At 39.5% G+C, this 25,535-nt stretch carries 32 protein-coding genes; 12 read left to right on the forward strand and 20 right to left on the reverse strand.

Annotated features, from left to right (window positions below; all coding sequences use genetic code 11):
• Positions 1-109: 109 nt before the first annotated feature.
• Positions 110-1,258 carry a trans-sulfuration enzyme family protein gene (locus tag ACPW7N_RS00205; protein WP_425648969.1) on the reverse strand — a complete coding sequence of 383 codons (1,149 nt, stop codon included), beginning with the start codon at positions 1,256-1,258 and terminating at the stop codon, positions 110-112.
• 146 nt (positions 1,259-1,404) lie between these two features.
• On the opposite strand from ACPW7N_RS00205, the gene ACPW7N_RS00210 reads away from it, so the two are divergent.
• The gene (locus ACPW7N_RS00210; RefSeq protein ID WP_425648970.1) at positions 1,405-2,058 is read left to right on the forward strand and encodes a peptidylprolyl isomerase; all 654 of its coding nucleotides are present in this window, start codon (positions 1,405-1,407) and stop codon (positions 2,056-2,058) included.
• 97 nt (positions 2,059-2,155) lie between these two features.
• On the opposite strand, the gene ACPW7N_RS00215 is transcribed toward ACPW7N_RS00210, so the two are convergent.
• Entirely contained in the window at positions 2,156-3,793 is a 1,638-nt protein-coding gene (locus ACPW7N_RS00215) for a peptide ABC transporter substrate-binding protein (RefSeq protein WP_425648971.1), read from the reverse strand.
• Between the two features lie 197 nt (positions 3,794-3,990).
• On the opposite strand from ACPW7N_RS00215, the gene ACPW7N_RS00220 reads away from it, so the two are divergent.
• Positions 3,991-4,512, forward strand: a complete 522-nt coding sequence (locus ACPW7N_RS00220; protein WP_425648972.1) for a cell wall hydrolase — start codon at positions 3,991-3,993, stop codon at positions 4,510-4,512.
• Positions 4,513-5,234: 722 nt separating this feature from the next.
• Positions 5,235-5,882: a pentapeptide repeat-containing protein gene (locus tag ACPW7N_RS00225; protein ID WP_425648973.1), complete on the forward strand. Its 648-nt coding sequence runs from the start codon at positions 5,235-5,237 to the stop codon at positions 5,880-5,882.
• On the opposite strand, the gene ACPW7N_RS00230 is transcribed toward ACPW7N_RS00225, so the two are convergent.
• The 8 genes from ACPW7N_RS00230 to ACPW7N_RS00265 form a co-directional block, all read right to left on the reverse strand.
• Positions 5,865-6,077: a hypothetical protein gene (locus ACPW7N_RS00230; RefSeq protein ID WP_425648974.1), complete on the reverse strand. Its 213-nt coding sequence runs from the start codon at positions 6,075-6,077 to the stop codon at positions 5,865-5,867. The genes ACPW7N_RS00225 and ACPW7N_RS00230 overlap by 18 nt on opposite strands.
• 47 nt (positions 6,078-6,124) lie before the next feature.
• Entirely contained in the window at positions 6,125-6,436 is a 312-nt protein-coding gene (locus ACPW7N_RS00235) for a hypothetical protein (RefSeq protein WP_425648975.1), read from the reverse strand.
• 28 nt (positions 6,437-6,464) lie between these two features.
• Entirely contained in the window at positions 6,465-7,037 is a 573-nt protein-coding gene (locus tag ACPW7N_RS00240; protein ID WP_425649263.1) for a histidine phosphatase family protein, read from the reverse strand.
• A gap of 47 nt (positions 7,038-7,084) precedes the next feature.
• Positions 7,085-7,375 (reverse strand): hypothetical protein, encoded by a 291-nt coding sequence (locus ACPW7N_RS00245; protein ID WP_425648976.1) that lies wholly within the window; start codon positions 7,373-7,375, stop codon positions 7,085-7,087.
• Between the two features lie 82 nt (positions 7,376-7,457).
• Positions 7,458-8,066 carry a HEAT repeat domain-containing protein gene (locus tag ACPW7N_RS00250; protein ID WP_425648977.1) on the reverse strand — a complete coding sequence of 203 codons (609 nt, stop codon included), beginning with the start codon at positions 8,064-8,066 and terminating at the stop codon, positions 7,458-7,460.
• A gap of 66 nt (positions 8,067-8,132) precedes the next feature.
• Positions 8,133-8,513 (reverse strand): hypothetical protein, encoded by a 381-nt coding sequence (locus tag ACPW7N_RS00255; RefSeq protein ID WP_425648978.1) that lies wholly within the window; start codon positions 8,511-8,513, stop codon positions 8,133-8,135.
• A 343-nt stretch (positions 8,514-8,856) separates the two neighbouring features.
• Positions 8,857-9,294 (reverse strand): hypothetical protein, encoded by a 438-nt coding sequence (locus tag ACPW7N_RS00260; protein ID WP_425648979.1) that lies wholly within the window; start codon positions 9,292-9,294, stop codon positions 8,857-8,859.
• A 132-nt stretch (positions 9,295-9,426) separates the two neighbouring features.
• Positions 9,427-10,920 carry an XAC2610-related protein gene (locus tag ACPW7N_RS00265; RefSeq protein ID WP_425648980.1) on the reverse strand — a complete coding sequence of 498 codons (1,494 nt, stop codon included), beginning with the start codon at positions 10,918-10,920 and terminating at the stop codon, positions 9,427-9,429.
• 376 nt (positions 10,921-11,296) lie between these two features.
• Here ACPW7N_RS00265 and ACPW7N_RS00270 point away from each other — a divergent pair, with 376 nt between their 5' ends.
• Together ACPW7N_RS00270 and ACPW7N_RS00275 are read left to right on the forward strand one after the other, a co-directional pair.
• Positions 11,297-11,719, forward strand: coding sequence for a DUF1259 domain-containing protein (locus tag ACPW7N_RS00270; protein ID WP_425648981.1), 423 nt, complete (start codon positions 11,297-11,299; stop codon positions 11,717-11,719).
• A gap of 308 nt (positions 11,720-12,027) precedes the next feature.
• Complete coding sequence (locus tag ACPW7N_RS00275) at positions 12,028-12,693, forward strand: CPBP family intramembrane glutamic endopeptidase (RefSeq protein WP_425648982.1); 666 nt, start codon at positions 12,028-12,030, stop codon at positions 12,691-12,693.
• A 25-nt stretch (positions 12,694-12,718) separates the two neighbouring features.
• Here the strand turns inward: ACPW7N_RS00275 and ACPW7N_RS00280 are convergent, their stop codons facing one another.
• From ACPW7N_RS00280 to ACPW7N_RS00290, 3 genes are all read right to left on the reverse strand, one after another.
• Positions 12,719-13,132: a hypothetical protein gene (locus ACPW7N_RS00280; protein WP_425648983.1), complete on the reverse strand. Its 414-nt coding sequence runs from the start codon at positions 13,130-13,132 to the stop codon at positions 12,719-12,721.
• Positions 13,133-13,318: 186 nt separating this feature from the next.
• On the reverse strand, positions 13,319-13,912 hold the full coding sequence (locus tag ACPW7N_RS00285; protein ID WP_425648984.1) for a YdeI/OmpD-associated family protein: 594 nt from the start codon (positions 13,910-13,912) through the stop codon (positions 13,319-13,321).
• Between the two features lie 169 nt (positions 13,913-14,081).
• A complete protein-coding gene (locus ACPW7N_RS00290; RefSeq protein WP_425648985.1) occupies positions 14,082-14,759 on the reverse strand; it encodes a hypothetical protein in 678 nt (225 codons plus the stop codon).
• A 600-nt stretch (positions 14,760-15,359) separates the two neighbouring features.
• Here ACPW7N_RS00290 and ACPW7N_RS00295 point away from each other — a divergent pair.
• The 3 genes from ACPW7N_RS00295 to ACPW7N_RS00305 all read left to right on the forward strand — a co-directional run bounded on the left by ACPW7N_RS00295 (position 15,360) and on the right by ACPW7N_RS00305 (position 17,626).
• The gene (locus ACPW7N_RS00295; protein WP_425648986.1) at positions 15,360-15,506 is read left to right on the forward strand and encodes a hypothetical protein; all 147 of its coding nucleotides are present in this window, start codon (positions 15,360-15,362) and stop codon (positions 15,504-15,506) included.
• Between the two features lie 342 nt (positions 15,507-15,848).
• On the forward strand, positions 15,849-17,063 hold the full coding sequence (locus tag ACPW7N_RS00300; protein ID WP_425648987.1) for a copper amine oxidase N-terminal domain-containing protein: 1,215 nt from the start codon (positions 15,849-15,851) through the stop codon (positions 17,061-17,063).
• 488 nt (positions 17,064-17,551) lie between these two features.
• Positions 17,552-17,626 carry an LPXTG cell wall anchor domain-containing protein gene (locus ACPW7N_RS00305; protein WP_425649264.1) on the forward strand — a complete coding sequence of 25 codons (75 nt, stop codon included), beginning with the start codon at positions 17,552-17,554 and terminating at the stop codon, positions 17,624-17,626.
• A gap of 522 nt (positions 17,627-18,148) precedes the next feature.
• On the opposite strand, the gene ACPW7N_RS00310 is transcribed toward ACPW7N_RS00305, so the two are convergent.
• From ACPW7N_RS00310 to ACPW7N_RS00320, 3 genes are all read right to left on the reverse strand, one after another.
• Complete coding sequence (locus ACPW7N_RS00310) at positions 18,149-18,838, reverse strand: hypothetical protein (protein WP_425648989.1); 690 nt, start codon at positions 18,836-18,838, stop codon at positions 18,149-18,151.
• Positions 18,839-18,893: 55 nt separating this feature from the next.
• On the reverse strand, positions 18,894-19,439 hold the full coding sequence (locus ACPW7N_RS00315; RefSeq protein ID WP_425648990.1) for a hypothetical protein: 546 nt from the start codon (positions 19,437-19,439) through the stop codon (positions 18,894-18,896).
• Positions 19,440-19,535: 96 nt separating this feature from the next.
• Positions 19,536-20,306: an SDR family NAD(P)-dependent oxidoreductase gene (locus ACPW7N_RS00320; protein WP_425648991.1), complete on the reverse strand. Its 771-nt coding sequence runs from the start codon at positions 20,304-20,306 to the stop codon at positions 19,536-19,538.
• Between the two features lie 211 nt (positions 20,307-20,517).
• Here ACPW7N_RS00320 and ACPW7N_RS00325 point away from each other — a divergent pair, with 211 nt between their 5' ends.
• The 4 genes from ACPW7N_RS00325 (at position 20,518) to ACPW7N_RS00340 (ending at position 22,564) form a co-directional block, all read left to right on the forward strand.
• Positions 20,518-20,817, forward strand: a complete 300-nt coding sequence (locus tag ACPW7N_RS00325) for a DUF1811 family protein (protein ID WP_425648992.1) — start codon at positions 20,518-20,520, stop codon at positions 20,815-20,817.
• Between the two features lie 44 nt (positions 20,818-20,861).
• Positions 20,862-21,311 carry a DUF441 domain-containing protein gene (locus ACPW7N_RS00330; protein WP_425648993.1) on the forward strand — a complete coding sequence of 150 codons (450 nt, stop codon included), beginning with the start codon at positions 20,862-20,864 and terminating at the stop codon, positions 21,309-21,311.
• Between the two features lie 111 nt (positions 21,312-21,422).
• Positions 21,423-21,563, forward strand: a complete 141-nt coding sequence (locus tag ACPW7N_RS00335) for a hypothetical protein (RefSeq protein WP_425648994.1) — start codon at positions 21,423-21,425, stop codon at positions 21,561-21,563.
• A gap of 62 nt (positions 21,564-21,625) precedes the next feature.
• Complete coding sequence (locus ACPW7N_RS00340) at positions 21,626-22,564, forward strand: hypothetical protein (protein WP_425648995.1); 939 nt, start codon at positions 21,626-21,628, stop codon at positions 22,562-22,564.
• Here the strand turns inward: ACPW7N_RS00340 and ACPW7N_RS00345 are convergent.
• From ACPW7N_RS00345 to ACPW7N_RS00360, 4 genes are read right to left on the reverse strand one after another with little or no spacing between them, the layout of a single operon-like run.
• The gene (locus tag ACPW7N_RS00345) at positions 22,553-23,143 is read right to left on the reverse strand and encodes an HD domain-containing protein (protein ID WP_425648996.1); all 591 of its coding nucleotides are present in this window, start codon (positions 23,141-23,143) and stop codon (positions 22,553-22,555) included. The two genes, ACPW7N_RS00340 and ACPW7N_RS00345, sit on opposite strands and share 12 nt — an antisense overlap.
• Positions 23,144-23,155: 12 nt before the next feature.
• Positions 23,156-23,470, reverse strand: a complete 315-nt coding sequence (locus ACPW7N_RS00350) for a hypothetical protein (RefSeq protein WP_425648997.1) — start codon at positions 23,468-23,470, stop codon at positions 23,156-23,158.
• Between the two features lie 7 nt (positions 23,471-23,477).
• A complete protein-coding gene (locus ACPW7N_RS00355) occupies positions 23,478-24,314 on the reverse strand; it encodes a DUF1444 family protein (protein WP_425648998.1) in 837 nt (278 codons plus the stop codon).
• A 33-nt stretch (positions 24,315-24,347) separates the two neighbouring features.
• Positions 24,348-25,451: a DUF3900 domain-containing protein gene (locus ACPW7N_RS00360; RefSeq protein WP_425648999.1), complete on the reverse strand. Its 1,104-nt coding sequence runs from the start codon at positions 25,449-25,451 to the stop codon at positions 24,348-24,350.
• Positions 25,452-25,535: the final 84 nt, after the last annotated feature.

The following is a 25,535-nucleotide window of genomic DNA, read 5'->3' on the forward strand; positions in this document are numbered from 1 at the left end:
TCACACGATCCACAAAATAAAACTCGCACTGGCAAAATAAATTTTACTAGAATTTCAATCTAGCAAGTTCTTTTACCAAATGCGAGTTGAATTTTTAATTTTTTACCTATTATCCGAGAAGACCTTTTTGCAAATCGGCGATAATGTCTTCCCAGCTTTCAATTCCAACAGAGAGTCGAACCAATCCCATCGTAATTCCAGATTCCTGTCGCTGCACTTCACTCAACGCCCGATGAGAAGTGGTAACCGGATGTGAGACGCTCGTTTCCACTCCAGCAAGAGAAGGAGCCAATTTGATCCAAGATAACGATCGATAGAACTGATAAATCTTGCTTTCATCTGCCAGACGAAATGAAATCATAGCGCCCTGTTTGTTGCGATGAAAAAACGTTGTAGCCTCTGGGTTGGGATAATACACCTCCCCAACTGCTGGGTGCTGCTTCAGATAGCCAGCTACCTGCTTCGCATTATCGCATTGTTTTTCCATGCGAATAGCGAGAGTTTTAAGCCCACGACAAGTTAACCATGCTTCAAACGGACTTAATGACGCTCCATAGCTCACTACAATCTCTTTGGCTCGTTGAATCAGTTTGTTGCTACCCACCAGCACACCGGAAGTTACGTCACTGTGTCCGCCGATATACTTGGTTGCGCTGTGTACGACCAGGTCTGCACCAAATGCGGTTGGTTGCACCAGATAGGGAGTCGCAAATGTATTGTCAATCATCGTTACGAGTCCGTGCTGCTTTGCTTGGTTGATCCAGTATGGCATATCAGCCACCGTTAACAGTGGATTCGTGATCGTCTCAAAGAAAAACATTTTGGTATTGGGTCGAACGGCTTCAGAAAGTGAAGAAATCTTTTGCAAATTAACTAATTCCAGCTCAATGTGAAACCGTGAAAGCTCTTTGGAGAGAAGGGCGTAGGTTCCTCCATAAATTTCGTGTGAAGCGAGAATGTGATCTCCTGGTTGAAGAACAGCCAGCAAACCAGCCATAATCGCACCCATGCCAGATGCAGCACTGACTCCGCTCTCTGCTCCTTCCAAAAGCGCAACTGCATCTGCCAATTCCGTCTGATTAGGATTGCCGTTTCGGGTATACAGGTAATCCCGCTCTCCCGCATAATACTCTTCCACTTCTTCTAGTCCTGGAAAAGCAAACACGGACGTCTGAAAGATCGGAGTAGTTTTCGCTGTCCCGATGTTTTCTTGTGCATGCCCGATATGTACCGTTCTCGTTTCGAAGCGTTCCGTCATTTGGTTCTCCCCCTCGGCCAATTTTTTCCCATTATAGCATGAACTCACCAATCGACAGCATCTCCAATAGAAAACAATGGGAATCTTATGCTATAATCCGTTTCGTGATCATAAGAGCAGATAATGAAAAGAAAGGTGGACCAGTAATGTTGAAACTCATTAGCGAAATTGGTATCTCTTTAGTTACAGTACTAGCCCTCGTAGGCTGTGGTACACAAAGCACGACTCCACCCGCAGACAAGGCACCCCAGGGACAAGTTTCACAAAAACAGTACGAAAAAGCACCGGAGATGAAAATCGATCCAACCAAGCAATATCGTGCTGTAGTCTCAACTACCAAGGGAGATTTCACGATTGAACTGTTCACTAAGGATGCACCGAAAACAGTGAATAACTTCGTGTTTCTCTCCAATGAAAAATACTATGAAAATATTGTGTTTCACCGTATCATCAAGACCTTTATGATTCAAACAGGTGACCCTACCGGGACAGGTGGAGGTGGTCCTGGTTACAAGTTCGAGGATGAATTGAACAACGGGCATCTGTATGAACCAGGAGTCGTTGCCATGGCCAATGCGGGACCGAATACCAATGGCAGCCAATTTTTTATCGGTACAGGTGAAGACGTGAAAAACCTCAACAGCATGCCGAACTACACCATTTTCGGTAAAGTAATTGAGGGCATGGACGTAGTGGAGAAAATTGCCGCAACCCCTGTGACGAACGATCCTCACTCAGGTGAACCAAGCAAACCGACAGAAGAGGTATCGATTAAAACAATTACGATTGAAGAGAAATAATCGAGCTAAAAGTGGGATCAGAAAAAAGAGGGATTGCTCGTCATTTTTTGGAGAGCTTCCCTCTTTTTGTTGTTGAAACCGATTTTCAGTTTTCTACCTATTTATCCTTGCTCGCCCACTTATAATCGATTAAACCTAATCCATCCAGGACAACACCCTTAACCTTTTCATTCTGTACCCAGGAACTAGTGTAATAGTAGATCGGAATCACAGGCATCTCTTCCATAATAATTTGTTCCGCTTGCTTTAACAGTTCATTGCGTTTGGCTGGATCTCGTTCCAGTTGGGATTGATCGAGCAGTTCTTTATATTTGATGTTTTCCCAATTCGTATCATTGCTTCCGCCTTTTTTGTCCTTAAACAATTCGAGGAAGTTTATCGGGTCATTGAAGTCACCCAACCAGCCCATTCGTCCGATCTGATAGTTGCCTTGATGCAAGTCTTCTATATATGACATCCATTCCTTGTTTTCCAGCTTTACATCGACACCTAGGGAATTTTTCCACTGATGCTGAATGGTTTCCGCAATTCGCTTATGTCCTTCTGATGTATTAAATGAGTAAGTAATCGGTGGAAGCTGCTTCAACCCCAACTCATTCAACCCTTCTTGCAAAAGTTGTTTCGCTTTTACTGTGTCGTTGTCCTTGAAATACCCTTCTTGCTGCAATGGCATGCTTAAAGGAACGACTCCAGTGGCTGGGAGATTGGACGGTTTTACTTGCCCGATCACTTCCGCCCGATTCACTGCATAAGCAAAAGCCTTGCGAATTTTCGCATTGTTGAAAGGCGGTTTCTCCGTATTCAGCTTTAACCAATAGACACCTGCGATCGACTTCGTATGTAACAATCCCTCTTTTTTGTAGGCACCATACAAATCTTCTGGAAGATTCCCAAGAGGATCTCCCGCCCAATCCAGCTCACCCGTATTAAACATGGATACCATATCATACTCATCTTCGATATACAAAAAATTGATTCCATCCAACTTCACGGATTGCTTGTCCCAGTACTGTTGATTTTTTGCCAAAACAAGGTGTGATTGATCTTCCATGCTTTTGATCGTGAATGGACCATTGCTTACGTGTGTTTTTGCATCATTTGCCCATCCTGGATTTGCGGAAACGACTTTTTTGTTTACCGGATAATAAGTAGGAAAAGCTGTCAGCTCCAGGAAGTACGGTGTCGGATTTTCAAGCGTAACCTGAAGTGTTTTGGCATCTAACGCTTTGATTCCGACCTCATCGAGCGATCCTTCGCCTTTATTTACCTTTTCTGCATTTTTGATATAGTACATCTGATACGCATAATTGGCTGCAGTTTTAGGATCAAGCTCACGCTTCCAGGCAAATTCAAAATCGTGCGCAGTGACAGTCTCACCATTACTCCATTTCGCATCCCGGATGGTGAAAGTATACGTTTTGAGATCGGCAGATACATCAATTTTTTCTGCCATCGATAGATGTGTTTGTCCATCTGCACCTGTCCGTGTCAGGCCATCAAATGTCGCACGAATAATGGCAAATGAACTGCTATCTTCTCCCAATGCCGGGTCAAAGGAAATCATGGCAGGAATGCTTGTTGTGATTGCATTTCCTTTGATAAATTCCGGTAATTCATGATTGCTTTCCACACTTGGTGTTGTGCCATCTCCCAGGCCGGTTGTGTTCTGATACGCTGCTCCCGTATTAATTGAAGCAGTCGTAAGTAATGCAGTAACTAGTGCAACGAATTTCATGATTCCTATCCTCCAAACTTGGAAAATCTTTTCAACATGATCTACTATACCATTATCTAATCATCCAGTACTTGCCTTTTTAAAAAGATTTTCCAACAATCTCCTATTGAGGTTACTCCAATACGTGCGTATACTTGCACATGACCAATTCGCCTCCACGAAGCCGCAAGCGATCGACAGCGAAAAGGAGTGATTTTATGTTTACAAAAAAGATGGCGCTATTGCGCTTTTTGTTTTTATTAGGCACTATGACGATTAGTATTTTAGGCGTTGTAGCATCACCGACGGAAGCAATTGCCCCAAGTCGTATTCCTCATGGGGTTCTTGAATTTCAAAACAACAAAAAAGTTGTTGAATCAACTTTATCTGATAAAGAAATGGAAATGTTAGCTCAATTGGTCTATGCAGAAGGTCGTGGTGAACCATTTGAAGGTCAAGTTGCTATTGCCGCAGTTGTATTGAATCGTTTGGATAGTGGAAAATTTTCCGACGACCTAAATGGTGTTATCTTTGAGAAAAATGCTTTTTCTGTGGTACAAGACGGCAAGCTTCCTGCAAAAACAGATGATACGGCACGAAAAGCTGTGAAGGAAGCCATTCGAGGAAAAGACCCTTCAATGGGTTCGCTTTACTTCTTTAATCCAGAAACGGCCACTTCCAGTTGGATTTGGAGCCGCCAAAAAGCAACTCACATTGGAAACCATATTTTTTCTAAGTAAAATTCACCTTATTTTATTTTTGCTTAATCCCTTCTTTATTTTTGTTTGATATTATCAAACCTGTAAGCGACGTTTCATCGTATTTGAGAAGTTGCTGTAGACCGTTTTCATTAAAGCATGCCTACGCGGTAAGCATGCTCATGTCCAAGGACTTGGTCATGCCTACCGCGTGCGAAGTTTTATGCAGTTAAACAATCGGGTGAGAGCGATTGCTTAACTTGAACGATACGGCTTTTTTCTCAAACCCCCAAACTTGACATCTCATTGATACCCAGTGAGATGTTCTTTTTTTATTTATTAATAAAGAAATGTAAAAACTTATACAAAGAAAGAAACTTCTTCGCCATTTTCGGCATGAAGGGGTTTTGGCGTTCTTTTGTTGCCCAAAAGAGTACGAATCCATTATGATTAAACCATCAGGGACAAAAAGGATGGTCGTCGTTGTGAGTATTTCAACTGTGTATGTCATTTTATTTATTTTCGCCGTATTGTTTTTGTCTGTAATTATGTGGGGTTCGGTTGGCAATCGAAAGAAGTAATAAGGAATCCGAATCCCCATCACTAAAACCTCAGCCCTTGTTGGTTGAGGCTTTTTTAATGACCCCTTCATCCGTGTAGCAGAGTTCTTCTGTAATGAAAAGTCTTATATTTGCTTCATTGTTTTTCTATACTACATGACAAGGCGCCTTAAATAGTTACATTGGAAAGGGTGGCACTACGTTATGTCGAAAGCTTTTAAAATGGAATATCCCAAAATTCCCTCAGAATTGAAGGAAGTAAATTTTCAAGAATACTTTTCCGAAGAAGAACCATACATCATGGACAGTATGATTGCTGATATGGTTATTGATGATGGATCCATTGAAAAACTGACTTTATCTAGAGTCTCTTTTAGAGAAGTGAAACTCACCCATTCCTCATTTAAAAAGATTGATATGGCGGATGTTATTTTTGAGAACTGTGACTTGTCCAATACCAGCTTTACTGAAGGCATTATTCATCGGGTTACTTTTAAAAACTGTAAGTTATTAGGCCTTGATCTATCGAATGCGAATCTTAAAAATGTTACTTTTGATCATTGCCTTTTAAATCTGAGTGAGTTTATCGAGGCAAAACTAAAGAAGGTAGTATTTGACCACTCTATTTTGCAGAGTGCCAACTATTATGATTGTAGTTTTGAGAAAGTCCAGTTTGTTCATTGTGATATAAATGATATTGACTTTACACAGACTGTGTTGAATGGAATCGATTTAAGTACATGTACTTTTGATCGAATCAATGTGAGTGCAAATAATTTAAGAGGCTGTGTCGTTTCTCCTGAACAAGCGATTTCATTCGCATCTTTATTAGGACTAACTGTTAAACAATAAAAAAGAGACGTCTGATTTGTTTTCACAAATTAGACGTCCCCGATGCTTCTCTTCTTTTCTTCGCATTTCAATCGCTGGTCGTTCTGGTTTTCGTTCCACTGGATTAACGCCATTCCATGATCCTCGCTTCAGCCCCGGATCCATTTTCCCTTCCCGTACCATCTTATTGCGCATTCGTTTTGCTTTACTTGCCATTTTTATCATCTCCTATAATAAAGGTATTCATATTATACATCAGGATATTATAAACCAAACAGTGACTTCAAGATTTTCATAATGACATGAGTGCCAGAGTCTTGAGGGTACAGAATTAATGCAACCATTATTGTCAATATCGACATCCAACCCCAATTTATGCGGTAGACAAAGTCTCCAGATTTTTTCCTCCAATTTATAAAAGCAAGAATGATCGCACAGTTAATTGTTATTGTAATTGGCAAAGAAAAGATTCTACCCAATCCAGTGTGTGGGAAAAATTCTAATAACAAAAACAGAGTAAGAATGGTTGGTAAGAAAGCTATCAAGAAGACAAAAATTCTTGTAATTACTTTCATAAACACCTCTCCTTCGGGTGAACCTTTACTATACATGCCACATTTTTTGAACCGCTACTAACTTCTGTTCATTGAATTCCATGCGGTATACATCTGGTTTTGTCGTTTGCAGTAAAAAATTAAAATCGTACTGGTCATTAAAATATCCCATCATTAATGTCATTACTGCTCCATGAGTGCCTATCGCTATTTTTCGTCCTTGATAGATCTTTAATAATTCTTGTAAAACCTTAATTGCACGCTTCTGACAATCTGAATTCGACTCCGCATCTTCTAAAGCATAGGACGGTTCAGAAAACGACTTCTTTATCAACGGCATTAATTCGTCATCAGGCATTCTCTTGTCTTCATTAGAAAAAATTCTTTCTTTTAGATCTTCATATACTAAAACATCTTTTCCCGAACATCGAGCTAACTCTTGAATCGTTAAGATTGCTCGTTCATATGGACTTGAAACAAAAACCTCGATTCCTTCTCCCTTTAATAATTCAGTAATACGAGTGGCATCTGATTTTCCTTTTTCGGTTAACCCTCTTGTTCTTTCCGTTCCTTCCGTCTTCGGCGATTCGCCATGTCTTACCATGTAAATGAAAGTTGTCATCATTGCCTCCATGAAATGCTTCTCAATTTTTTTAGTGGAAGAAGTTTTTAGATCTCTTTAAAAATTCTCAAAGCTACTGCTGCCATTTCTTTAATCTTATCAATATCTAAATCTTCAATCTCAAATTGTTTTATTATACTTTCAAAGTAAGACCAATCGTTATTATCATAAATACATTTAATTTCTTTAATTAATTCAGAAAAGGTTTCCACTCCTTCTATATCAATATATAACCTTGCTAATTTTTCAAAGCCAGCTTCATCTGAAGTATGACGACCAGTTGAAAAGCAGACAATATAATGCTCAAAGTAATTATCAGGGTACTTTTTATTTTCCATTCTATATCACCTCATAGATCTCGACTCAAGTACAACCACCGCAACGTTTCCGTTAGGTTAAGAAAGCATTCCGAGAGTAATTCTATTTTTCTATTGATCTGTTTTGAAGCTCAGAGAAATATGGCGATTTTAGCTGCTTAAGAACTTCTAAAGCAGCCAGCCTTTGATATTTCATTCCTGTATTCCAGGATTCAATTGCACATTGTTCTGCATACTTTGAATTTATAATTCCAAGTGCTAACAGTGCTCTTCTTTTTACATACTCATTTTGGTCTTGATAATACTTAAGGATAATCTCCTCAACATCTGCATGGGTTGATAAGCACTTCGTTAGATAATTGGCCAGTTGCCATTTAGTATCAGAATCTGGGTAAGCAATACCTTCTTTGCCTAAAAAATACAACCTTTCGGGAAAATCGGTGATCTTACGAATGAGTAATTCACTTTCATTATCTCTTCCAATAATAAAAAGCAAATTATTAACTGTTCGGTGGTCCCAAGAACGACAAGATGTAGTTTCAATTAATTTATCAAATATTGTATATATTAGTTCCCAATTTGGAAACGAAACTTCCCATTCAAATTCATGCTTAATCGTCTTAGACCATTGCCAAAAAGTATCTACTTGTTCGTCTAGTTTCTGGAATATATTTTTACTTGGATCATGAATAATCTTATACCAATCGTCCATGATCCACCTCCTTAGTCTCGTGTTTTGGCTTATTGAGCTCTTGATCTTCGTTAGATTCCTGTTAGTTTACTCCCCCCTATATTGATGATTGGTCATAATAGATTTTATGATAAATGACAGTGCTTCAGGACCGTACATACTCGTATCCAGCTTATATCTTTCACTGAGTCCTGACTGCAAAAACTCGTCTATTAACTTCAAGCTGCGTTCCCCCATGCGTTGTTCTGGAACTCTCATTTGGTCTCTTCGCAATAAGGTTTCTTTTTCGGTCCATAATACCACATAAACAATATTCACTTCGGAATCAGCAAGGTTATCTTTAAGCTGAGCTACGTCACTTGGGAATGCTACATAGTCAATTACAACATCGATTCGGTTTTCAAGGAAGTTTTCGTCAGGCAGAAGATGTTCTTCCAAATAAGGGAGAGTTCTGTTTTGCTTTCCCACGGTTTCTCTCGCCCATTGATGTGCATATGATTAATTTCATCCCCTGATATGCGTGCACTGTTTGAGAGTGTTTTTACAAGCTCATGTGATGTTGTCGACTTACCGACTCCTGCAGGTCCTGATAGAACATACACTTTTTTCATTTCAGTTCTCCTGATTCAATTTTTAGTATTTTAATAAATTAAACTAATCACTACAGGGTATTGCCCCTTTTCGTAGAGACCATACCAACCACTACTCTCTTTACCTTGTGTTTATATGGAGCCTTAGAACGTCCATTTCAGTACCCATGCACATCAATATAAAAGTAATCTTACCCTTCTTCTACATCATAATGAAGCTTTCATTTTAACCTCTTTCTCTTTCCACCAATCACTTTTTGTATATCTTCATATATGGCTTCAAATTCATCATGAACCCATGGTGTATTGGACACTACTCCCCCACCCATTCCACCAGCAACTGATTCTCCGATCTCTCTTATCTCATAATAAATTCCCTTACCCTCGCCGTCGTTACATTCCCAAGCAATCTTATCCAAATCATCTAATAAGTTCTCTAAACTTTCCTTATCACATTTAATTAAGTCCATAGGGCAAACCAGATAAATTTGTCCTCCCCAATCTCCTTCCAAAATCACAACTGAATTTTTGATTCTTATTGCTTGTTCGTAATTCTCAATAAATCGATGTTCTAAATTATGTGCTTCATTTATCAAATGTCTTACAGGACTATGTGAATTGGGAATAGCTTTTTCGTCTTTCTTACCATTTGCACCCATTATTTGCTCCATTTCTTTTTATAATATCATTCTTAAAAAATGAAAAACCGCTTACCTTTAACACATTAATTATTTATGGCAGCCCCTTGGAGTGAATTTGTTTAAGATCCCGTAAAATCTAGTCCAAAACAATCATTCAATTACTAATGTGTCTTTATAACGTCCTGTCACCTTCATCTGGTTGTTTCTAAGTTCTTTTATTGTAATGTTCCACAACTTTTTCTCTATATCTGCCGCTCTTTCAATCCTTTTGATTAGAATCGGAGTATCATCTCTGTATTGATATAAATTATCCGAGTAGAACGTAGGATCTTCTTTGACAAAAGAATGGATAGTCTTATTATACGAATCGAACTCTGGGGAGGTTATTTGTTCCAGGGTGGTGTTGGAAACATATTTTGAAGTTTGCTGATCCCATAACCAGTACAAGTAAGGTATATTTGGCCCTGCTGGAGTTTCTGCTTGGATCCGGAAATCTAGGTATCCATCAAAATTCATATCCTCAAACTCGACTCCCAAGCTATTGCCGTTCCCCGTACTAGTCTTTTCAAATGTACATTCTTGAAGTAAGCGGCCGTTTTTTCCTGCGTTATAGATCTCAATTTTATTAGCGCTGAAATTACTCCATCTCTCTGGGCTATCTGCACTACCATACACCATAAATAAGTACTCAGGCATGTTAGAATGAACCTTCTGGAGATGATAGCTCACTACGGAAAGAGGTTCTGCATTATTCCAATCATTTTTCGCATCTTTCAGATACCTTATGACAGCATAACCTTGATAAGATCCACGTATTTCATCCAGTTGAAGGTAAAGTACTTTAGTGCCGCTTTGTTTGTTACCATTCTTATCTTTATACTGGTAATTTAATTCTTGGACAAATGTAAATGTTTTCATATCCTCATAAAGAGAAGAGACATTCAAAGTAAATTCGGATCCTTTTCTCCTGAATTCAATAATCAAATCCTTTAGTTTCCCAAGTACCAGATCATTTGCCGCTAGCTGCTTGATCTCTGTAATATCCAACGTGTTAATAGCATTTTCCAATTCCTCGTGATAATTAGTAAGCAACTCTTCCGCATAATACCCATCCACTTTTACACTGCCGCCACGCTTGTCCATATCCTGCTTATATGAAGTCCATTCTTCCAAAGTGCTTAAATAATATTTCCCGTTAGCTTTCTCAACAGTATAATACCAAGGGTACTCATTAATACTCGGACCTCGCTTTGGGTAAAACACTTCAATGGTTTCTGAGACTTCCACTTTAAAACGATTTTTATCGATGTAATATCCGAATATCTCCGTAGATACGAAACTCTCTTTGACCTTCCTTGAGTAAAGATTCTCTACTAATTCCTTTTGAGAGTTGTAAAGACTACTCCCCGGTAACAGATATGGTTCAACATAAGAAAACGTATTGGTATCAATAGCTTTTATTAAGTTATGTTGATAGTCTCGTATTAGTTTACTGATATCCTCATATGTATGGTCATCCACTTCCCGTTCCTTAAAAACAATCGGGTCTACTTCTTCACTTGCAGTTGGAGATGGAGATACAGAAGAAGACCGTTCTTTCGGTGCAGCAGTTGATTTTTCTTTAGGTTCGACTGGTTGGGCCATGTGACTGCAACCTACCATAAGAGAACTTAACAACACGACAGTGATTATTGTTTTTCTCAACCTATTTCCCATTTTCCACATTATCCTATTTCTTTCGGATTATGATTTCGCTTCGTCCTTAGTGGTTGATTCTGAGGTGCTTTCATTCAGATTTTCTCTGACATACTGAAAAATATCTAAAACACTTCTTAAAGTTGAAATTTTTTTCGTTAGACTCTTACTATCTAACTCTTTTTCAGATAGTAAGTGGAATTCCACATCATGAACTTCAAAATATTCGTTTGAAAATAGTCGTTTACTCTGAGTTGATCGCCTATACTACGAAAATAAGCTCAACATACCCTAAAGGTATCTGATTAAGGGGGGGATGTTGTTAATGTCGATAAATTCACTTTGCCGAGCCTTTTCAGCAATTCTTCGTGCAACACCAACAATTGTTAACGGTGTTTGTACTGCACAGGCCTTACGTACTAACATTAAGCCAACAATTTTAGGAAAACGCTCAAGATCACCTCTCACTATCCCGCAACTACACTCATTTGAGAGTATTGGGAAAGATTGCCGCGCACTTTGTCTCGGAGAAACAGTTATCCTTACCCGAGAGATAAATCCTTTCATCTCCCGTCTTCGCAAGCACGGTATAAAGGTTACAGCTCTGCATAATCACTGGTTATTCACTAAACCAAACATTTGGTATATCCATTATGAAAAGAATGAGAAACCTTTGGTATTTGCTAGAGCGGTAAGGGATGCACAGTCTGTTTTAACCAAAAAGAAAGTTCGTCCACATTGTAAATAACACGTTCTCCATGGCAGTCATAAAATAGACTGCCTTTTTTCATTAACATAATTACCGTTGTGTATATCATCCTAAGATGTTGAAATTAAAGAAGATCTGAGAAACAAACCAAAAATCATTTTTGCAACACTAATCTTACATCTTGTTTGAGAATAATGTTGTTGTTAATTAAGCTTTCAACCCCCGTTATCTTAGCAATGTAGTTGGTCGAATCCCGAAGGTACTACATTATATTAGTACTATCGAACAAGGTAAATCACGAGTATGATGTATGCATCTTGGAAATTAAACTACTGAGGTGAATCATCTTGAACCGTTATGTAGTAATTGGGCTTGCCCCAACGGTATTAGTTGCTATCGGCCTTCATGTTGCGCATAGCGTAACACTTACATTTGCTCTCTTTTTTAGCTGGTTGGCGGTTGTACCTTTAATCGATCATCTTGTGGTCCAAAAACAAAGCCTGAGCCAAGCAGTCGGTATTTGGGGACTGACCGTGACTGCCCGACAAGCGTTGATTGGGTTCGGATTGGGCATTTCTTTCACCTTGGCACTGTTGATTGGTGCTTATTTTTTGCACGACATGCTCTTCGATGTCAAACACTTAAGAAGCCTGCTAGAGAAGTGGCATTTTTCCGGTAACCAATCTGGGCTTCTGTTGGTCGTACTGGTGTTACTTAATCCAATTCTAGAAGAGATTTACTGGCGAGGCTACCTACAAAGTAGAAACGGACAAGCCCCGGGCTCAATACGAAGCTTACTGTTAACCTCTCTGTGGTTCACAGCCTATCATCTTGTAGTCATTATTCCGATATTCAATTGGCCGTTCTGCGTTGTTGCTGCGCTTTCTATTTACACTGCTGGAGTACTATGGGGATGGATTCGCGATCGTTCACATTCGCTGTTTGCTCCCGTTTTAAGTCATATGTTAGCTGATCTTGGCATCGTAATTATATACATACTGTACGTACAATAATAAATCCCCTAAAAACCAGTTTTACTCACTCTATTATGATTTCTTTCTCTGCGATAGCTTTACCGCTAACGTACCAAGTAAGTCGATATTTTCCCATCTTTTGTTGGATGGGATGCAAATTCACAACAGTAGAATATCCGCGATGAGTTACATCAAGATCTAATGCGATGTTGCCGTTGAGATCCTTCACTACTAATCTTTGCGTGCCACCATTTGCACTTCCTATACGATTCCAAACTGAAAATAACAATTGGGCATCGAGAGTTGGGGTACTACTATTAGGGAATCGATCATCCCTACCTACAACTAGATCAGGATTAATCATTCCCATTTGACCAACATAAATTTGATCTGTAAGAGTTAATTGATAAAAATTTATTCCAAAGTAACCCACTCCAATTACAAAAAGTAACAGGATAAGGAACCTTTTTTTCTTCACTCCAACCACCTCCTTTTCAATATCTACTTACTATAGTTAAAAATATCCTGATTTGTTGGTCTTTCCCATGCACTATTAGACGGTATATTGATGGTAATGTTACGAATTACTGACCAATAGTTCAGCAACGAAGAAAGGAGCAGATTTAGCACCTGCTCCTCAACAAACGTTAACTCAACGAAAACACTAATCATCTAATCCCTTTCCATCGAGAATTTTTTGCATGTATTTTTCAATCCTTGCCTCTCGAGTTTTGGATTGTTTAGCTTGAGAAAAATAAAGAATGTATGCTCTTTGCCGTCCCGGCGTCAATGCTTCAAAAGCAGTTTTCAAGGCAAGGATTTCATCGAATTTATTTTGAAGTTCTTCAGGAATTATGAAGTCTGTATTCTTTTTAAAATTCACTTCCAAACCGGCTTTTTCAACTTCAATGGCTTCATGAATATAGGCTTTCAAGATGGTTTCCATTTCAACTATTTGTTGAACATTGGTGAACCGAATCTGGCGCGCCGCCTGAACATTCTCCGTTTGTTGGATTAGAATACCATGGGCATCGTGTAACAAGGCACCTTTGTGAAACAGAAGCGCACAGTATTCTTTAAATCCATGTATTAAAACTATGTTTTTATTCTGAAACGTGTAACAAGGATGCATCCACTTAAATTCTTCGGTCAGCTCACAGTCAAGAACGATATTCCTCAACTTCTCATACTCTTCCTGCCACTTTTTAGCTTTACTTAGAAATTCATCAACCTTGGGATTCAATCTACTATTTGTCAAAAAGGAGCACTCCTCATCTATTAGTCGATCAGAAGACAGCAAAGAATGGTCATTCTTAATTTCTCCAAGTCTTTCTGTTACTTTTCTCTATTCTACCCATTAACGCAGTAATGCCGCCGATCAGCTCTGTGGCAGCCTCGTGTTTTAGTTTTTAAGCTCTTGATCTCCGTTAGTGAAATAATGAACATAATTCTTTAAAAGTTATAAGTATTCCATTATTTTTAATTTTTATATTAGGGTACGGAATATCACCAATTTTTTTAACTTTTTCGTTCCAGATAACTTCTGTAAAACAAGAAGGATGTTTCAAGAAATATTCAGGTGAAAGATTTTCATTACGATAACATTCGTTAGGAGCAATTTCATTGCAATCAAATAAAAACCTTATATCTTCCTCCCATGATATTCCTCCAATGAGGAAATCATAAATACTAAACAAACTAATTAAAAAATTCCTAAAATACGTATACTCTTCTTCTTTTACACCTATTTGATTCCATTCTGGAGCATCATCTTTATCTCCGTAAAAGTGAAAATCAACTATAATTGAATCTGAAGAAATTTGTTCAATAATTAAAGACACCTTTCTTTCCCTAGATATTTCAATAAATAACCTAAGTTCTACTGAGTGAATATATATTGTATTTGGGTCCTCTTCATCATATGGATAGCCTTTTACAAATGAGGAAATTACTTCTTCGATGTTGTCATCTACAATTTTTATCTTATACGGCGATTCGGATAACTTATTTATTATTTCTGTCACAGTAGCCTTTTTATTTTCTTTGAGCTGAAATAAGAAACTAACTTCTAGAAAAGGACCTCCTTGCAACCAAGTGATTACCATAAAACCCCCTCTAAATTAACGAAATTACTATATGCATTCATACTTTTTTTCAATTCGGTGTAAAAATACTTTAGCTGGATTCGCTTGTGAGGTTTCCACCTCTGGTACTTCATCAAACGGAAGTCCATCATGATAAGGATAAGAGAGAAATTGTTCAATAATTGGATCAAGGTTTATTATAGTTTCAATCTGACCTTGAAATGGCAACTTTGAATGAATATCTGAAATTAAGTTAAAAATCTTCTTTCAAGTCTTCAATACTTTTCCCGATGAACATCCTATCTTTTATAATTTCATCTAGTTCAATTAGGAAATCTTTTTTACTCATCGTTCCTCCATTTTACTTACTTTACCTTATAAAATAGGTAAGGTCATCGTCTTTCTAGCATTATTATATTGATCTCTTGATTCCCGATAGCTTAATAAGCTTTATCCCACGTTTTACATAATTTCTCTTTTGTTAAGCGGTGATCCCCTTTGCTTTTCATGCACTTTCCCCTTGACTACAAAAAAATGATTTTATTTTGTAATATGCACTACAGAGTATCATGGGAATAAATGTTATTTTCTCTTTGTACTAAATAAATGGAGGTGATTAACATGAAAAAGATTTTATTCTCAGTTCTAGTTCTCACTTTTATCCTGCCGGGTGTAAGCTTTGCTGCAGAAGATCCTGTTGATGATATTCAATCGATGTCAGGAGTTAAAATTTTAGAGCCACGCCTGCCTGTAGTAAAGCCGACATAAGATTGAACTTCTATGTCCCGATTTTTCGGGGCATTTTCTATTACCTTCCTTTTTATACATCAGGTATCAATTCTTCTCTTCCTTCTCCCACTTATCACAAGTAATGTTTTGTATAATCAGAACTCCACGACTTCTTTATCTCTGATCACCCACCTCTTTTGGTCGTCAGGCTCAACTGGCAGCTTCACTTGTTTTGTATTTTTTACTATCCAGAGTACGCATTGCCTAAGTTAGTAGTAATTAAGTACTATTTGATTAAAAGGACTATTGACGTTTATTGTTGTATTTATAATATTTAGCTAAACTTTTACAGCCCAAATTCAGACAGGAGTGTCTATAATTATGAAAACAATACGGTTAACATCAATATTCCTCATGATGATTTTGATTGTTTTGTTTTTCTCATCTTATGGGTTTGCTTTAGGGCCGAACGATACAAAAGATCCAATAAAAATAGTAATGACTGAATTGAGATACGACGATTTATCTGGATACGCCTCTGCCATGATATATGTAAAAAACACTACTAGATATGAAGTTCATGATTTTCACGCAACCATTGATCTCTATAATAAAAAGGGAAAGAAAATAAGTGCTTCACCGATAGTATATGAACATGGTGAACATAACTTTTTTAAACCAGTGGATTCACATGCCGAAAATTTTTCAGAGGGTCAGGGTTTCCAATTTGAACTTGTACCAGGTGTATCCAGTAATGCAGATTTACAGGGCGCATATATTAAACCTACTTACACGTTCAAAATAGGTAAAAAGGACGAGCCCAAGGCATTTATTGTTGTAGATGTTATTGCTGCCAATTACCAAGGCTCAATTCTTCATTTGGATACCTTACTTGTAAATGTCGGAGAAGCAACGGCTACTAATTTTAAATGGGTAGACAGAAGTGGTAATGTATATTTGCCTTTTAAAGAACAAATGCTAGACCCTTCCGTCAAAAAACACCCTAATTTTGAATGGACAGGCGACTATGGTTCAATTGTTTGGCCTCTTGAAGAACAAATGCTAGACTTTTCCGACAAAAAACACCCCAATATTAATCAGAAGTTAGTGCTTGCTCCCGGGCAGTTTGTTCGAGCATCATTTGAAATCCCCAATGCTGGTCCAAGTATCCCGATTCCAGAATCAAATAAGCTCAAGGTCATTTTGCCTCTTGAATATGATAGTGTTGCGCCGATTCAGGATTCCAACTTGCTATTAATGGTTAATAATCAAAGAGTTGAAACGCATGCTTGGATCGAAAATGGAACAACATATGTACCTATACGCGCCCTATCAGATGCACTTGGTGCCAGTATCTCCTGGGATGAACCGACACAAAGTATCACGGTTACGAAGGGCAATTCTACTTTGCGAGTTTCTGTTGATAGTAATCGTTATTCCCTGAATGAACGAGTGATCACATCTTCAGGGAAAGCAAAACTTTATAACAACACTACTTTTATTGTCCCACTTCGCATCGTATCCGAAGCGTTTAATTGCATAGTAAAGTACAAACAAAATTGGGGAAAAGAAATGATCGTTGTTATACCAAAGTAACTAACTATCTTTCACAATCCATGTGTCCAAAAGCGGCTGCCAATAATATTTGGTAGTCTTTTTTTTTGCGCATTTCGGTGTAATGCTCAAATAACTCGTCTACATCTTCAAATTTCTCCAAGCATATTCTACCCCTCCCGTTTTAGATACTTATTGTTTTGTTACATAAGCTCCAAATCTTCGTTGTTTTCAATGCAAAGCTTCTTTCCCACGATTTGTTCTAACGAATTACGCTTGTATTCTTTATCCCCTCCATTTATCAAATCGTGTGTTTTGTTAATGAGAAAACCTTTGAAATTTTTCTAATACCACTCCGTAAAAATCAGTAAAAAGTGGCCTCCTTTTTGTTAAACTTTAAAAATTAAAAGGAGTAGATTAGATTGAGGAAAATTTTCAAAGAAATTATTATATTCCTCATAATTTTTTCTGGGATTTATTTTTTTGACTGGCCTGATAAGACAGGATGGACTGATAAGACTGGATGGACTATGCTTGTCTTTATCGGATTTATTCTATTTTTATTAGCTGCTACTTTTTATCAATCTAAAAGACGTAAACATTAACAACAATCTGCAGCCATTCTATCCTGACTTACCGTTGTGTTAATAAAAATAGTCAAAGTAGGTGCTAATGTTGAAAGCTTTTTGGTTATCCAGTATTTTCTTCACAGTATTTTGGGTCCTATTTGGAATCTGGAAAGTTACCAACACCTATATCTTTTATAAATCAATTGACTTCCAAGCAATGATCCTGGTTTTCTGCATGCTTTGTACCTTTCTTATCTCTATCAGTAAATACAGACATTACATTTCAAAATAACTTTTTTAAAATCAAAATTTGTTATTGTTAGATTAAAATGGCGGTGTCAACTGGATATGAATCTCTTTCTGACATTTTTACTCTGACATCGATGTACACTCAGCAAAGTGGTATCTAGAAGAAGATAATCGCATGTATAGTTTTAAATGCAGTATTTCTACGGTGTTTTTATAGAATCGAACTGGAATATCCGAAAGGCAGTTACTAGCTTTCAATTTGTGCTTAGCTTATCCGATTAAAATGTAAAGCTATGTTATCACTTTTTTTCATTCCGTTCGGTTTGGTACCCAAGTAAGCATCTCCATAATATTTTCCCGAGACTCATCACTAATCTTCCAACCATTTTTCGCCAACATAGTTTTAATGATGTACGAACTGTAAACCTTTTGCATTCTCCAATTGGTGATATGCTTGGATACCATAATAGTTGTTACTAATTTGGTTGCTCCTCTTGGTCTGCCAATCACTTTAATGCTTTCATACCCGTCTCCCCATAAAACAGGAAAACAGTATACTTTTGTTCCGGCTGAGAACATTTTGGTTCCTTTACGCCATTCTTTTTTCTCGCCGAACAGCCGATAATCCACGATATTCCCAACAAGACACCAGATAAATGGCAGTTTGATCTGTTTTTCATCTCGGTAGGTTTTTTTCCATTCGATGTAGTTGGTTGTCAATAAATTCACTAGGTTAATACACTCGGTTACATACTCTAGCAGTAGTTCACGATCTGATGTACTTTTGCAATATAACGCATAGAAATAATCTCTATCATCCACTATTTGGAACGGTACAAATTTTTCTCTTTCTAATAGAAATACATTGTATTGTCCTTTAGGCTCATTCACAGAATTCTTCACAACCCGAACGATGTAATTTTTCGTGTCATTTATAACCTCTAATAGTATTTCGGTTTTATTCCCTGTCTGTTGTCCATGAAGTATCTCGCTTTCCATGCTCCTGTTATCCACAAAAGAAGATACAGGAAACCACTCCAACTGCTGAAACAACCTACTTCACCTCACCATCATCAAATTTACGGAACGGATTGGGCTCAAAATCCGACTTGCGAATAAACCCCCAGATTCCGCCGGGAGCATTAATCTCGTACAAATCTCCCTTTTCTCCCACGATAAAAATGATGTTACGCTGACCTTTTTCCTTGACGATACCTTGTTCATCATAGATCAGTGCATCTTGTTTCAAATACCCCTCTTTAACCAGTTGAGGATCATATTCAGCCAACGCCTCTTTTTTTACCCATTTCTCCCCTTCAATCGGCTCTGCATAAGGGAAAAACTCAATTTGGTACCACTCTTCTTGCGCTTCTTCCACTTTGACAACCTTTCCCACTTCTAATGGAAACAATTCTTTTCCCTCGTTGGTTGTGGGGTATACAAACGCCTGTTTTTTGACAACCATGTAATTTTCCTTTTGCTTCACAGGAACATTGCTGGGTGATTTTTGATTCACCTGTTGATTTGTTTCACTGCTTAACTGGCATCCAGCTAAAGTAAAACAAACCAATAAAACAGATATGCATTTCCCTATCTTCACAGTTTGATCGCCTCACTCTTACTCTCGTCATCCCATATGACGATCCAAAAAACCCGAGGTTTCACAACACTCGGGTTCATACAGCTAGAAATATTGTTAAAATCCAAAAGTAGACATCCCGCCGTCAACGGCAATGGTCTGCCCAGAAATATAAGCAGCGGCATCGGAAGCCAAAAAGATTGTCGGACCCACCAAATCTTCCAGATCACCAATCCGTCCCATTGGCGTACGACTTAATATTTCTTGGACAAATTGTGGATCATCCAGAAGCTTCTCGGTCAACGGGGTGCGGAAATACCAGGGAGCAATCGTATTAACGGTAACTCCGAACTTGTTCCACTCCAGTGTCAAGACTTTGGACATATGAATAACCCCAGCCTTGCTAGCACCATAGGCAACACCAGTGCGAAGTGCCACCAGGCCTGCGACAGATGTGATGTTGATAATTCTTCCATATTGCTGCTCACACATGACTTTCCCTGCAGCTTGCGCCATAAAGAAGGTAGCTTTCAAATCAAGATCGACCACTCGATTCCAATCTTCTTCGGATACATCAAGCGCCTTGGTACGTATGTTCATTCCGGCATTATTGACGAGAATATGCAGTCCACCAAGCTGATCAATGGTTTGGGCCACAATATCCTCATGACTTCCTGCCTGTGTGATGTCTGCTTCAATCGCAATTGCTTTGCCACCCATTTCATGAATTTCATCCACTAGCTCATCCAACTGGGTACGGGTTCTTGAAACAAGTGCCACTTGTGCCCCTGCTTCGCAAAGTCCAACCGCCAAAGTTCTGCCGATCCCTCTGCCTGCTCCTGTCACAATCGCTGTCTTTCCTGTCAAATCAAACCGCTTCGACGACATGTTATCCTCCACCTCTCCAATCGTGCAATACCCACCCGACACAAGCTATCGCTGGCGGTCGACTAAACGCAACATCCGTGTTGCATCGTCGACACTCGCACGTCCTGAGCATCGTCGGGCGGGGCCCCAAACTCTTAAAAAAATTCGCTTCCAATCGCATAACCTCCTTTTTCTTGTTACAATCAATATCGAGGATAAGGAGGTTGTCTCAATGCGATTATTCAGTCAGATGACATTGGCAGAATTACAAATGGAAATGGAAACACTATTAAAAGAGGCCGAAGAGAAAAAAATTAAAGGTGATCTCGTAGGCTTCGGTATCCTGGAGCAGAAATTTTTCATGGCAAAATCGTATTTTGTAGGGACAAAAGACTTTTTTATTGGAAAACCATACAAGGTACATGGACACGATTTGCCATTTACGATTGAGTATTTCAATGGTGTTTTTGCTTGGGGTCACTTTGAGGGATCTCAGGAGTCACTTGGCTTTCCGGTAGGTATGTTGGAGTAAATCCCAGCATGATTTCAACAGGATTAAAGGAGCTACTCTCTCGAATGGACAGTACCAATATCGTTTTACTCATCTTACTTTGCTTAGGAATCGTCGGCAATAATAACGAAATCAGTATCGCCGTTGCTTTTCTTCTGCTACTCCGGCTTTTGCACGTGGAGCGAATGTTCCCGATACTTGAGCAGCATGGTCTCAAATTCGGGATTATCCTCCTGACGATTGGCGTGCTTGCACCTGTTGCCAGTGGTAAAATCACTCCCGAAGCCATTCTGAAAACATTTTCTGATTGGCATTCGATTCTGGCCATTGGGATTGGCATATTCGTTGCTTTTCTGGGTGGGCATGGCGTTCAATTAATGACGAGAAACCCTTTGATTGTCAATGGGCTGCTCGTTGGAACCATTGTTGGCGTCACTTTTTTCCGTGGTGTGCCAGTCGGTCCACTGATTGCAGCCGGAATGCTTGCCTTTGTTTTGCAGTTTTTGCCCAAATAGACGTACTCAACTTCATCACCCTTCTTGACAATTGGTGACAGGTTCCAGACATCTTTTTTCCCACTTTTGCATACAATGAGGAAATGGTGTATGGAGTGAGGAGTTGAGAACATGCACATCTATGAAAAAAACGGTATTTTTTTTGCTGAAATCGAATACCAGTCCGAGCGCATAGTCAAAACAGGCAAGACACCAGAAGAAGCGCAAAAACGTTTACTCACTACATTAATGGTTCTCGAAATGATCGGATAAATGATTCTCATACATGCAAAAGACCCTTGCTCTCAAGGGTCTTTATTGTGGGGTGAAACGATTTGTTCAGAGATCGGCGAATTAAAAATCAACAAGTTTTTATACATAAGTGTCAGTTACCCAGCGGGACCTTCCGCCTGTCGCCTGACAGTGAAGTGATTAATCCCTATTTTACGAACCTTGGACTGCTTGCTTTAACAGAAATAGGAGATTGTGAGCCAGTCAAGCAGCACCTGCTGTGGTATCTCAAACATGTTTCTCCGAACGGGTATGTAAATGACTATCGCTACCGCTATCCACACGAAATTGACACGGGAACTGCAGACAGCGAGGACAGCTATCATGCGACGTTCTTTTCTCTTTTGTATGAGTACATCAAACAATCGGAAGATCTGCACTGGTTTATGGCCATTCGTGACCAGCTTGCATCAATTTTACAATCGCTTTGCAAACTCCAGTGCCCAGATGGGCTGACCTGGGCTAAGCACTCCTATAAAGTGAAATACCTGATGGACAATTGTGAAGTATATCAAGGATTGATTGATGCTAGTCAATTATTCCACCTGATGAATGATCGGAAAAATGCCCATCTTGCTGAACAATGCGCCCTCGCTTGTAAACAAGGAATCAATCGTACCTATAAAGAAAAAACGAACTCTTTTGCAATCTATGGATCAACTTATCCGACCTGGACAAAATGGTATCCCGATGCAACAAGTCAGGCCTTTCCCCTTGTTTATGAGATTATCGAGTCTTCCAGTTCACAAGCGATTTCCCTGTACAACAAAATAATAGGTGGCTTCCCGCACTTTGAATTATTCGAAATCAAAGACTCCTACCCGTGGATGATCATGGGTCTATGTGCGCATGTCATGAATGACAGGGATCGGGTGAAACGTATGACACAAGCCGCAGACAACCTTTATATAAACGGTCCCAGACAAAATTATTGGGTCTTGCATGAAGCTGGTCGTTATATTCAATTGGTGTTACGGCAGTAAATATCCTTTTTCCACGGAATGTCGGATCAAGTCCTCGACAAACTCCCACAATGCTTTTGAACCGTCTGCAATGACTCCGCAGCGCTTAATAACCATATCTCTGGTCACCTGATGTTTGCGCCACGTTGCACCCTCGGTATAGTAATTTTGTATTAGTGGGGAAAGGCGGTCAATGGAATGAGCAAATTTTGCTTCGGGTGTTGCACGTTCCTCGAACTCATCCCATAGCTGGCGAATTTCTCTCGTCTGATCTTCTGGCAGAATCGAGAATATTCTGTCAGCGGCTGCTTTTTCACGTTCCTCTTTGTCCTGGTACCCCTTCTCATCATACGCAAACGTGTCACCTGCATCGATTTCAATGATGTCGTGGATGAGGACGAGCTTCATTACATGTGTCACGTCCACTTCCTCATTGGCATGCTCACGCAAAATCATCGCCATCATAGCTAAGTGCCACGAGTGCTCGGCATCGTTTTCGTTTCGAGACTTGTTAATCAAAAAAGATTGTCTGTATACGCTCTTCAGCTTGTCAACTTCAGTCAAAAACTGTATCTGTTGCAAGATACGATTCTCTGTCATCTTGTACGCCTCCTACTTGGGCTGACGCAGTCCAAGCTTTTTAACGATGCTCATAAACATTTTATACGTAATATTCATCTCTTCATCTTTTTTCAAAGAATCACGGTAGGTCACATAATCTTCATACAGCTCATCCAGACAATCTTCCAGCAGCTCTTTTTCCTGTTTGGTGAGAAGGTTTACCGCATCCTGTTTTGGCCCATTTGATTTGGGGCTAGTTGATTGGGGTCCAGTTGCTTTTGGTCCCGCTGGTCTCGTTCCTGTGTTTCTGGAGCCTGCAGCTTTTTGTTCAAAAGCCTTCCGATCCGTTGGTTTGCGGTGGTTCATATTCAGCCTACTTTCCCTTTGAATGTTTTACTACGATATAGGATTCCAAGGTTTGGTTATGATACAAAAACGGGAATGGCGAGATGGGTATGTCTCCTTTACTCGCAAAGTCATAGGTTAATCTAGAGAGTAACTGCATTCCTATTTCATCCTGTATGTCTACGATAATCAGAACATCCATATGTGGAATGGCAACACCGAGAGCTTCGCCTTTTTTCTCCTGGTCATATTGATCGAGAAGTTCAGTCAGGAGAACCCGACTTGCCGCATAACCGTCTTGGGGATTGATAAAATGAACCGGATTGCCGGCGACTTCCTGCGTGCGAACCGATAGCGGCAATTTTCGCAAATTCTGTAGCGAGTACGTGTGTAATTGATCCACTGACCATCCTGCGTCCTCCAGCATGGAATGATTGATCAGAAGGTACCCCTCTTTGCGATCCAGAGCATAGGCAATGATCGATTCGGAAGTATGCTCTCGGTACACCAATTTCTGACCGCCTGGATGGTTGGTTACAAAAGATACGTGGCGCAATACAGGATAAACATTCATCTCTTGATTCGTAAGATCACGAGTTTCAATCAATCCCTTGATCCCGGCAACAACATGTGTCACAAATGAATACAGTGCTTCTCTTCTCTGATCGGGATACCTTTCTACCCGCTCATACAGCTTTTCCAAAGAGATTTCCTTTTCAATGGACTTGTCTCCCTCGAGCCCCATCAACAGAATATGCTGTTGGTGTGCTTTCACTTCCCAACCTTCGGGAAGTTGTGTTTCCAATAATTCAACAACTCTTCGCTGTAACGATGCTCGGATGCGACACAATTCACTTCCTGACATGACAAACTCCTTTCATTTGAATATTTGCGTTATTTACCAAGGCGGAGCATCCTCCTGCTGTGGGACAAACTGTCTTTCAGATGTTGAACGCCTTTCCAGATCATGCAGAACCTCATGAAGCTCTTTTGGTTTGAGAAACTCCACAGGTGAACATCCCTTTTCAAATTGGATCATATCTCCTTCCAACAGGATGAGATAACGTCCATTTGCCTTTGCAATGTGCACCTTATCCCCGTAGTCGGCTAGTAATGCTCGAATTTGAATGTGATCCAGCTTTAATTTTAACTCAATGTCTGGTTGCTGCTCCGCAAACCACTGTGCTGCCTCCATGACCGTTTCGTGTTCCCATTTCTCTGACAACTCTCGCTTCGGACTGGCGGCAATCCGCTCAATTTCTTCCTCTTCCCGTTCTCTTTCTTCTGATGGCTCCGGGTAGATTTGTTCAATATGTTGTCTCGCAAGTGAAAGAACCTCTCGGGACATCACGTCATGCACGGTTTCGGGATATTCAATATACTTAAGGAACTCCTCAAAATATCGTGCATGGGAAAACTGATGAATTTTCACATGAAAATTGTCAGTCATACCAGGCTCCAACAGATGAGGAAACATGATGGACTTCATATTTTTTGCATTAATCGCCATGTTGACGTTCGAGATGAGGCTTTTTTCGTCTGTAATTACGGCTGTTTTTTGCTCAAAGTCACACTTCAGGATAAACAGAAAATGATCATCGTATTTATCCAACCGAGCTTTTACAAGCAAAAGAACGCCACCTCGAACCTGTGAAGTACGCAAATACATATGCAGCAACTCGGACGTAGCTGTCTGGATTGCCTCCTGCCCTACTGCATGTAACAGCCTTTGAAAGATACCGTATGTAGGATTGGAGTCGATTGGATGGCCTTGCTCGATAATAAATTGCCCTATTTTCGTCGGACTGCCGTCACTTTTCGGAGTAGCTTCAACTTTTCGTTTGGCAATTTTCGTGAACTCGCCATCTAAAAAATCCTTTAGTTCACTCGACTGATAGTCATCATGAGACAATAGCTTGGACATGGTTACCCGTTTGTTGCTCGTATCTGATTCTGGCTGTTCCACCAAGTAAAAGCTCAGCCAATCTACGATAAAATTCATACTCTCCCCAAAACTCCCTTACTGTCTGCCTGCATTTCCGCTCATGATTATACCAAAAAAGAACATAGTTTGAACATTGTAATC

The organism is Brevibacillus nigriterrae, assembly GCF_049846925.1.
Lineage (GTDB): Bacteria > Bacillota > Bacilli > Brevibacillales > Brevibacillaceae > Brevibacillus_H.